The organism is Nonomuraea sp. NPDC049784, assembly GCF_040659615.1.
Lineage (GTDB): Bacteria > Actinomycetota > Actinomycetes > Streptosporangiales > Streptosporangiaceae > Nonomuraea.
The window spans coordinates 1-1,220 of record NZ_JBFAMX010001254.1 but is presented as its reverse complement, the minus strand read 5'-3'; the positions used below and the strand labels follow the sequence as shown (position 1 = coordinate 1,220).

The following is a 1,220-nucleotide window of genomic DNA, read 5'->3' as shown; positions in this document are numbered from 1 at the left end:
GCTGACCCACCTGCCCGCGATCGGCTCGCTCGTACGCAGGGGCCGGCCCGTCTACGAGGTGGACGGCGCCCGGGTCCCCCTCCTGTACGGGAGCCGCCCCGCCTGGCGGGACCTGGCGCTCGGCATGACCGACGGCGCCGACGTGCTCCAGCTCGAACGCAACCTCAAAGCGCTCGGCTACGGCACGGGCCTCACCGTGGACCGGCACTTCAGCCTGGCCACCCACTACGCGGTCAAGCGGCTCCAGCGCCACCTGCGCCTGCCCAGGACCGGCGCGTTCAAGCTGGGGCGGGTGGTGTTCCTGCCCGGTCCGCTGCGGGTCGGCACGCTGGACGCGCAGCCGGGCACGCCCCTGCAGGCGGGCGCCACGGTGCTGCACGGCACCGATCCGGCTCCCGTCGTGTCGGTACAGCTCGATCCCACGATGGCGCCCAGCTTGGGCAAGGGCGACCGGGTCACGGTCACCATGCCCGACGGGCGTACCGAGAAGGGGCGGATCTCCGAGATCAGCCCCGTCGCCCAGAGCTCCCAGTCTCCGGACGGGGGCCCGCCGCAGACGTACGTGCCGGTGACCGCGCGCCTGAGCGGAAAGGCCAGGCGGTGGCTGGACCAGACCACCGTGCAGGTCGCGATCACCAGCGAGCGGCACGAGAACGTGCTGGCCGTGCCGATCGTGGCGCTGCTCGCGCAGCCGGGCGGCACGTTCGCGGTGGCCACCGGCGGCAGGCGGGTGAGCGTGGAGACCGGCCTGTTCGACGAGGCCGCGGGGCTCGTCGAGGTGACCGGCGTCAGCGAGGGGGCCCTGGTGGAGGTGCCTGCCTCATGACGGCTGTGCTCGAACTCGACGACGTCTGGAAGATCTACCCCGCCGAGCCGCCCGTCGAGTCGGTGCGCGGGGTCAGCCTCACCGTCAGCGCGGGCGAGATGGTGGCCGTGGTCGGCCCCTCCGGGTCGGGCAAGTCCACGCTGCTGCATCTCATGGCCGCGCTCGAACGTCCCACCCGGGGCTCGGTACGGCTGGCCGGGCTGGCCGCCGACGGGCTGGGCGACCGGCGCCTGGCCGGGCTGCGCGCACACCGGATCGGCGTGATCTTCCAGCAGTTCCACCTCCTGGACGGGCTGAGCGCGGTGGAGAACGTGGCCGACGGGCTGCTCTACCGAGGCGTGCCCGCGCGGCAGCGGCGCGCCCGGGCCGAGGCCGCGCTGCGCGAGGTGGGCCT

General features: G+C 74.2%; 2 protein-coding genes. Both read left to right on the top strand.

The genetic code is table 11. The features are described 5' to 3' along the window. A partial coding sequence (locus AB0J09_RS65190; RefSeq protein WP_360714571.1) for a peptidoglycan-binding protein occupies positions 1-826 on the top strand: 826 nt, incomplete at its 5' end. After that, the coding region (locus AB0J09_RS65185) for an ATP-binding cassette domain-containing protein (protein ID WP_360714569.1) at positions 823-1,220 on the top strand (398 nt) is incomplete at its 3' end. The genes AB0J09_RS65190 and AB0J09_RS65185, both read left to right, overlap by 4 nt.